The organism is Psychromonas arctica DSM 14288 (assembly GCF_000482725.1).
Lineage (GTDB): Bacteria > Pseudomonadota > Gammaproteobacteria > Enterobacterales > Psychromonadaceae > Psychromonas > Psychromonas arctica.
In genome coordinates, this window is record NZ_AXWP01000087.1 from 1 (window position 1) to 7,526 (window position 7,526).

The following is a 7,526-nucleotide window of genomic DNA, read 5'->3' on the forward strand; positions in this document are numbered from 1 at the left end:
CAAGTGCTTAATGACCAGCTTGGTTTGAGCACTATCCAAGTAACTATCAGAGCCGCCATTATTTGAAGTTTTCTTCTGACTATCGGCATATTCATTTAAATGACGAACAATGCTGGATTGATGCTTTCGTAGGGCCTGAGAAATCATTATCGTTGACCAACCTTCATCCGATAATAGAATCGCTTTAATTCGGTCGCACTCCCGTTTATCACTGCACTTTTTATGGCGTGATTCTAACGCTAGCTTCTCTTGGCCGGTCAATGATATCTGCATTTCCTTAGTGTGATCTTTTAAAATTAAATTTCAATTTTTTTTTACAAATGAAAAGCATTATCAAAGATCACGGGTATATATTCCTATTTTTTAGAAAAAATCAATGCTTAATCGATATTTTAATAGTCCCTATCATTTTTCCCCTTAAAGAAATAATGCTGCTCTTGATGAAGCTCAGCTTCTGCTTCATATAAGTCTTGTTCAAAAAAGCGAATCTGAGTACCAGGTGTTGCTTGTGCAAGAATATTTAAGTCTCTATTGCAAACACATCCCATTTTGGGGTATCCACCAATGGTTTGTCGATCACGCATTAATATAATAGGTTGTCCATTAGCTGGAATTTGGATAGCACCCAACGCAATACCTTCAGAAACGAAACTCTGCTGAGCAAATTCAATTGGCTTGCCTTTCAATCTATAGCCCATTCGGTCAATCTCTGAGGTTACCGTATACAATTCATTAAAGAATGTTTTTTTTGCCTCAGTACTAAATTGGTGGAATTGATATGTAGTTAAAACACCTATATTAATGACGCTTTTGTATTCAGGAATAAATTGTTGAGGGACTTTGCACGTATGGGGCTGAACCTTTGCGATAAAAGGTATTATATCGCCATTGGCTACTTTACTGCCTTTTTTGCTTAATCCGCCTAGTTTATTTCGCATCACAGTACTGACGCTACCAAAAGTTTTAGGACAAAAAAAACCTCCACTAACCGCAAGGTAACTACGTAACCCTTGCCTTGGATATCCAATTTCTAATATATCTCCTGCTTTAGCAAACCACGAACTCCAAGGTATAATTTTGTTTCCATTTAACGTTGCAACAACATCTGCTCCGCATAATGCAAAACTAGTTGCTTGTTTAAAGCAGGCTTTAAATGGCCCCATGGTAATTTCAATTTGTGCAGCATTAGCTGGATTATTTAGTAATTTATTCGCCCAGTGAAAGGCATGGGTGTCCATTGCTCCACCCGGAGTAACACCTACATCTTGATAACCATAGCGACCAAGATCTTGCAATAAGCTTAATGGCCCTGCTTGAACAATATCTAATGCCATAATTTTTACCTTCTTTTATTTACAGTTGGCCACCCATTGCCAAAAAGGTTTGTTTATCAATAGATTCAAAACGGACTTCATCACCCATTGCAAATTTACTTAAACACTCTTCTGAGTCATCAAGTAGATCTATTGGAGTGCGCCCTATCACTTGCCAACCACCAGGCGATTGACTAGGATAAATAGCTGTTTGCCTATCCGCTATCGCAACGCTTCCTTTAGGAACGTTAAGCCTTGGGCTTGCCTTACGAGGTATTGTCATTTGCTTTGGGGTATTGCCTAAGAATGCAAAACCAGGTGTAAAGCCGATTGCAAATACTCGGTAACATTCTTCTGTATGTAGTTTAACTATTTCAGAAAATGCTAAGCCTGTATGTAAGCTGACATCTCGGTGGTCAAGTGCGACTTCTTGACCATAATAAACAGGTAGTACAATTTTATTACGCACCAGATTAGTAAGGCCTACATTACCTAATTGGTTTAGTACTCGACGCACATTGATTACAAAATTTTGTAATCCAGTTTTACGCAAATTACAACTAAGTAGAATAGATGTATAAGATGGCACTATATCTGAAAGAGTATCGTTAAGTTCAGATCTGAATAACTGACAAGCATAGGTAATTTCATCGGTTGTTTCAGCACAAACGGTATCGGAGAAGTAGATAATGACACTATTTTCATTAACAAGGTTTACTTGCATTCTGCCAATCTCACTTTTAAAACCTCTGCTATCTCAGCCGCCAATTCACCATCTCCATGAATACACAAGGTATCTGCTTTAATGCTGACCCTTGTTCCATCTTTACTTATTACGCATTGCTCTTTAAATAAACGAACGGCTTGATCACAAATATCTTCTAAATTCGTATGGCATGCATTGGCTTCAGTTCTTGGCGTTAAGCGTCCATCTGTTTGATAAGTGCGGTCAACAAAGGCCTCAAAAAGTAATGTAATACCGTATTCAGAGGCAAATTTTTGATAACGCGCAAAATCAGGAACTGCCATCACCATTAATGGTAATTTTGCATCGTATTTAGCAAGTGCTTGTAATAAAGCAACAAAAATATCGTCAGACTTCATCATTGCATTATAAAGAGCACCATGCGGCTTAACATAACTTAATGCGGTATTTTCACTCTTGCAAATTCCCTGTAATGCGCCTAGCTGGTAAATAAATAACGCTTGTAAATCAGTCAATGGCATATCAATAAAACGACGACCAAAACCTTGTAAATCTGCATAACCAGGATGTGCGCCAATACGAACACCGTGTTCTTTTGCACAACGAACTGTTCGTAACATAACACTTGGATCTGAAGCATGCATACCACATGCTATATTCGCCATATCAACGAAAGGCATGATCTGTTCGTCCTGACCTAACTTCCAGATACCAAAACTTTCACCCATATCACAATTAATAAGCATTTATATTCCCCTGAATAAATTTAAATTGTAGTCATCGATTAACTATCAGCAATACTGGCTACCAGCTATAAAGAACTTGCGGCTCGAGATGCCTGTGCGTACAAACCAGATAGCGTTCTCATCAATTTAGCAGTTTCCCCTAATGAATCGTCGATAGACATATGCTCTAAGGCTTGAACTAAACATTTTTCTCTAATTTTTGCATACTCTAAGCAGAAGGCTTCACCTTCGTCAGTCACACTATAAAATGTTTCTTTGCCTCTTTTTTCATGTTGAAGCATGCCAGTTTTTACCATTTTTCTTATTGAATATGAGACGTTATGTGTATCGTCAACATTTAGGGTAAATGCTACATCAGTGATGCGCTTAGGCTTCTTTCTGTGATAAACATTATGAATCACTAAAATATCCAAAGAACTTAAATTCTGATCGCAAGCGTTGCTACATAAATGAGTCCAACGTTGGAATGCGTTGTGTACCATGGTTAATCCATATTCAAATTCACTTAACGCAAGCCCATTTTCACCCACTAAATGAGAAGAGGACAAAATAGGTAAGTGCTCAGATGTTGGCTTATTTTTTTGCTTGGGCATATATTTATCCTTTCGACATTGAGTTTGGAAGCCAGGTTACGATTTCAGGGAATACGGTGACAATAAATACAGCTGCAACCAATAAGAAAAAGAATGGCAGAGCAGCTTTAGCAACAAACAATATATCTCGTCCAGTTAAGCTTTGAATAACAAACAAATTGAATCCCACTGGTGGTGTTATTTGTGACATTTCTACAACCAGAACAATATAAATACCAAACCATAAAGGATCTATTCCAGCTTCAATAACCATTGGGAGAACAACGGAAGTGGTGAGTACTACAACTGAAATACCATCTAAAAAACAACCTAAAATAACAAACATGATAGTCAGTAAAAATAATAAGGTATAAGGAGACAAGTTAAGTAATGCTATATTTTCAGCTAGCATTCTTGGTATACCAATAAACCCCATTGCCATTGTTAAAAAAGCAGCCCCAGCTAGAATGAAAATAATCATGCATGAGGTTTTCACCGCCCCCATTAAACTTTCAGTAAAGCTATTAAAAGTTAATGAACCACTACCTAATGCTAGTACTAAAGATCCAAGCACACCAAATGCAGCTGCTTCCGTGGGCGTTGTTAAACCTGCGTAAATAGAGCCAATAATAAATAAGATAAGTACACTAACGGGTATTAAACGTAATAAGGAAGAAAACTTTTCTTTCCAGGAATATTGTTTGGTTTGTTGCGCAATACCATCACCATGCTTTGATGACCAATAAGCAGTGTATCCCATAAACATGATCACTAACATCAAACCTGGTAAGGCTCCCGCCATAAACAAACGCCCAATAGACACTTCTGCTGCGACGCCATATACGATTAAAATTATCGAAGGAGGAATAAGTAAACCTAACGTACCTGAACCGGCTAAAGTCGCTATCGCCATTTTGTCATCATATCCTTGACGCTTTAATTCTGGCAGAGTCATTTTACCAATGGTGGCAGCCGTTGCGGCAGATGAACCAGAAACAGCAGCAAAAATACCACAACTTAAAATATTAACGTGCAGTAAACGCCCTGGAACTCTACTTAGCCAGGGGGTTAAACCTTCAAATAGATCTTTTGATAAACGTGTTCTAAAGAGTATTTCACCCATCCAAATGAATAGCGGTAATGCAGCTAACGACCAATCTGATACAGCCCCCCAAGTTGATGTGGTATAAAGCAATCCAAAATTATCGTTACCCAGCATCATAAGACCTGCGATAGAAACAGCGATCAAGGTAAAAGCAACCCAAACCCCACTGGCTAACAGTGCAAATAAAATACCAATTAATATAAAGCCGATAGTTATCTCATTCATAATTTACGCTCCTTTATTTAATGAGTTAGTTTGCGATAAATCAATCGGAGCACTTTCAGCTAATACTTCCTCTTCAGATTTTGGTAGCTCTTCACCAAAAAACAAATGACAAAAGGTTTGATCAATAATTGCCACAGAAAAAATAATCATGCCCACAGCTAAAGGCAACTGAACAAGCCAAAGCTCGATAGGCACATAACCTGAAGATAATTCATCAAATAGATAAGATTCATAAACAAAGTAGGCAAGTTGCCAAGTAAGATAAAGAATTAAAACGCAGCCTAAGCTTAAAATAATTCTTTCAACCCATTTGTTAATGACAAGTGGTAATCTTGAGGTGAATAAACTCACTCGAATATGTCCACCTTCACGAAAGGTATAAGCCAACCCTAAAAAACTAGAAGCGGCAAGTAAAAAACCAGCAAAATCATCACTAGAAGGCACTTCAATACCCACCCAGCGACCCATTACTCGAGCAAGAATAATGCAACAGATAGCGATGATACATAACCCCGATAATGCACCAGTGATTAAATATATTCGATTCAATAAAGTTCTCATCGTGAATACTCCTACAGTAAACAATAAAAAAATATAGGGATTAATTTTTACTCAGGATATAAACGTATATTTAACTAACATTCTCTGAGGGATGGGTAAAATATAGTCACAACAGTAACGTTTAATAAGTAAAACGTTACTGAAGGCGTTATTTATTACTGATACTCAGCAAGAAGCGCTTTACCTTCTGCACCAGCCTCTTCAGCCCATTCTTGTGACATTTGATCACCTACAGCTGTAAGTGCTTTGATTAATTCAGGATTTGGATCTACAACTTTAACCCCATGCTCCATTAACTCTTTATTTTTAATTTCAGTTTCATTAATCGCCAATTCCCAACCACGCTTTTCAGCGGCAGCCGCGGCAGTTAACAATGCTGATTGCATCGATTTATCTAATCGTTTGAATGAACGTTTATTAACAATCACCATATTTTTAGGGATCCACGCTTGTACATCCGTATAGTTGTCAACATAGTCCCAAGACTGGCTACTCACGCCGGTAGTGGGTGATGTGATCATCATATCGATAATACCAGTTGAAAATGCCTGCGGAATTTCAACGGTTTGAACCGTTGTTGGAGAAGCTTCAAGTAAAACGGCTAAACGGGATAGGGTGGAACTATAAGCACGTAGTTTTGCACCTTTAAAACTATCAATACTAGTTAGTGGCTCTTTACTGTAAACACCTTGAGGAGGCCAAGGCACAGAATACAATAACATTAATCCATTTTTGTTTAGTTTTGCTTCAATAATTGGCTTTGATACTTCGTATAACTTTTTTGCATCAGTAAAATTAGTTGCTAAAAAAGGGAGGTTATCAAGTTTATAGATAGGATCTTCATTACCTAATATCCCAATAAATACTTCCCCTATCGGCACTTGTTGAGTGCGAACTGCTCTTGGTATCTCTTTATGTTTAATCAAAGAAGCGCCAGCATGTACGATGATTTCAAAATCTCCATTAGTTGCTGCGTTTACATCCTCTGCAAACTGACGAATATTCTGAGTATGGTGTGTGGCATCTACGTAAGGTGTAGCCATATCCCATCGAGTAGCAGATATAGCAGAAGTAGAAATAACGCCGGCAGCTGTTATTGCTGCTATTTTAAAAATAGATTTCATAGATTATCCTTATCTTTATTGATCAACATTAATAACTCGAATTCAAATCACTTATAATATGAATACGATTTACATCCATTTTGAATTAGGAGCATAAAATGCACCAATTCATTACCCGTAAAATTTTATTTAGACTACACGAGAAAAATACAATATAACTAACTGTTATATTTGGTTATTAGTTTTATTTTTCTTCTTTTTGCTCAGAAAATTAATTTTTTACTTAATTTAAGCAACTTGATAGAGCAACTGCATCAATGTAATACAAAAATTTAAAAACAAATTTTGAGTTTAAAGCACCTCCAATTCGTCTTTTTTTCATATTTATGAAAACCCAAACAAGCTTCGTAATTCATTCAATAATCATAGGTACTCGTTACTGTAATCAGTGGTTTCATTACTTTTACTGAAATTTAGAAACTATGTCTGTTTAATAATATTGCGATCATCTTTTATCAAACGGTATTCATATCGTAACGATACAAAATAATTAATTAACCAGTTGAGCCCTCATTATCAGTTAAACTCAATAGAGTGTATAAAATTTCTATTAACTCAGAATACAAAACACATTCAAAATACATACGAAATACATTTAAAACAAACATTACTCATCTCTATAATCATTTAAAACGAAGTCGATCACATTAAAATATTATTAATAAGTTAATAGATTGTGATCAATTTAGATTAAATTAAACAAACTAGATCATTAAGCATAATTCTGCGATCTAGGTTTTAATTAGAATGTAGGGCCCTTTATTGTTGAATCCACCATGGGAATTGACAGAAAAATGAGGAATAACTTTTAATAAATCACTTAAATGAATGGTAGTTTTCTTAACATTTTACAAACAAAAGCTTAACAGTAATATTTACAGGGTGACGATAACGGTTAAAAGGTAGGTGCCGTTTACGTAGCGATGCAGTCATTTTATTTGATATATAACTGTATAACAGATCACTTTGAGATGAAAAATTGCCATAGTATTAGTGAACTATTATATTACGTCATCATTTTTTAAGGTGATAAAATGAAAAACTTATAATACCATTCCGCCTAATTATATGATCTAATGTATTCATTATTATTAACTGATTATATTCTTTTGGTGACCTATGAAAAAACATGACTTTTCAGAATTGGCTAAAACACATAAAAGTGTTCGTATGA

The 7,526-nt window shown here is 36.1% G+C and carries 8 protein-coding genes; all 8 read right to left on the reverse strand.

Annotated elements, in window-relative coordinates; translation table 11 throughout:
* Positions 1-273: helix-turn-helix domain-containing protein (locus tag H592_RS0111085; RefSeq protein WP_028868841.1), on the reverse strand; the 273-nt coding region annotated here is incomplete at its 3' end.
* A gap of 119 nt (positions 274-392) precedes the next feature.
* Positions 393-1,334 (reverse strand): 5-oxoprolinase subunit C family protein, encoded by a 942-nt coding sequence (locus H592_RS0111090; protein ID WP_028868842.1) that lies wholly within the window; start codon positions 1,332-1,334, stop codon positions 393-395.
* A gap of 19 nt (positions 1,335-1,353) precedes the next feature.
* Positions 1,354-2,037 (reverse strand): 5-oxoprolinase subunit B family protein, encoded by a 684-nt coding sequence (locus H592_RS0111095; RefSeq protein ID WP_028868843.1) that lies wholly within the window; start codon positions 2,035-2,037, stop codon positions 1,354-1,356.
* Positions 2,028-2,765, reverse strand: a complete 738-nt coding sequence (locus H592_RS0111100) for a 5-oxoprolinase subunit PxpA (RefSeq protein ID WP_028868844.1) — start codon at positions 2,763-2,765, stop codon at positions 2,028-2,030. Before H592_RS0111100 ends, H592_RS0111095 begins: the two co-directional genes overlap by 10 nt.
* A gap of 65 nt (positions 2,766-2,830) precedes the next feature.
* Positions 2,831-3,358 carry a winged helix DNA-binding protein gene (locus H592_RS0111105; RefSeq protein WP_028868845.1) on the reverse strand — a complete coding sequence of 176 codons (528 nt, stop codon included), beginning with the start codon at positions 3,356-3,358 and terminating at the stop codon, positions 2,831-2,833.
* A gap of 4 nt (positions 3,359-3,362) precedes the next feature.
* Positions 3,363-4,667 carry a TRAP transporter large permease gene (locus H592_RS0111110; RefSeq protein WP_028868846.1) on the reverse strand — a complete coding sequence of 435 codons (1,305 nt, stop codon included), beginning with the start codon at positions 4,665-4,667 and terminating at the stop codon, positions 3,363-3,365.
* A gap of 3 nt (positions 4,668-4,670) precedes the next feature.
* Positions 4,671-5,228, reverse strand: coding sequence for a TRAP transporter small permease (locus H592_RS0111115; RefSeq protein ID WP_028868847.1), 558 nt, complete (start codon positions 5,226-5,228; stop codon positions 4,671-4,673).
* Positions 5,229-5,383: 155 nt separating this feature from the next.
* Positions 5,384-6,352 (reverse strand): TRAP transporter substrate-binding protein, encoded by a 969-nt coding sequence (locus tag H592_RS0111120; RefSeq protein ID WP_028868848.1) that lies wholly within the window; start codon positions 6,350-6,352, stop codon positions 5,384-5,386.
* Between the last annotated feature and the right edge of the window lie 1,174 nt (positions 6,353-7,526).

Bases quoted from the DNA above. Each gene is read 5' to 3' on its own strand.
- H592_RS0111090 (WP_028868842.1), bottom strand. From the start codon at position 1,334: ATGGCATTAGATATTGTTCAAGCAGGGCCATTAAGCTTATTGCAAGAT.
- H592_RS0111095 (WP_028868843.1), bottom strand. From the start codon at position 2,037: ATGCAAGTAAACCTTGTTAATGAAAATAGTGTCATTATCTACTTCTCC.
- H592_RS0111100 (WP_028868844.1), bottom strand. From the start codon at position 2,765: ATGCTTATTAATTGTGATATGGGTGAAAGTTTTGGTATCTGGAAGTTA.
- H592_RS0111105 (WP_028868845.1), bottom strand. From the start codon at position 3,358: ATGCCCAAGCAAAAAAATAAGCCAACATCTGAGCACTTACCTATTTTG.
- H592_RS0111110 (WP_028868846.1), bottom strand. From the start codon at position 4,667: ATGAATGAGATAACTATCGGCTTTATATTAATTGGTATTTTATTTGCA.
- H592_RS0111115 (WP_028868847.1), bottom strand. From the start codon at position 5,228: ATGAGAACTTTATTGAATCGAATATATTTAATCACTGGTGCATTATCG.
- H592_RS0111120 (WP_028868848.1), bottom strand. From the start codon at position 6,352: ATGAAATCTATTTTTAAAATAGCAGCAATAACAGCTGCCGGCGTTATT.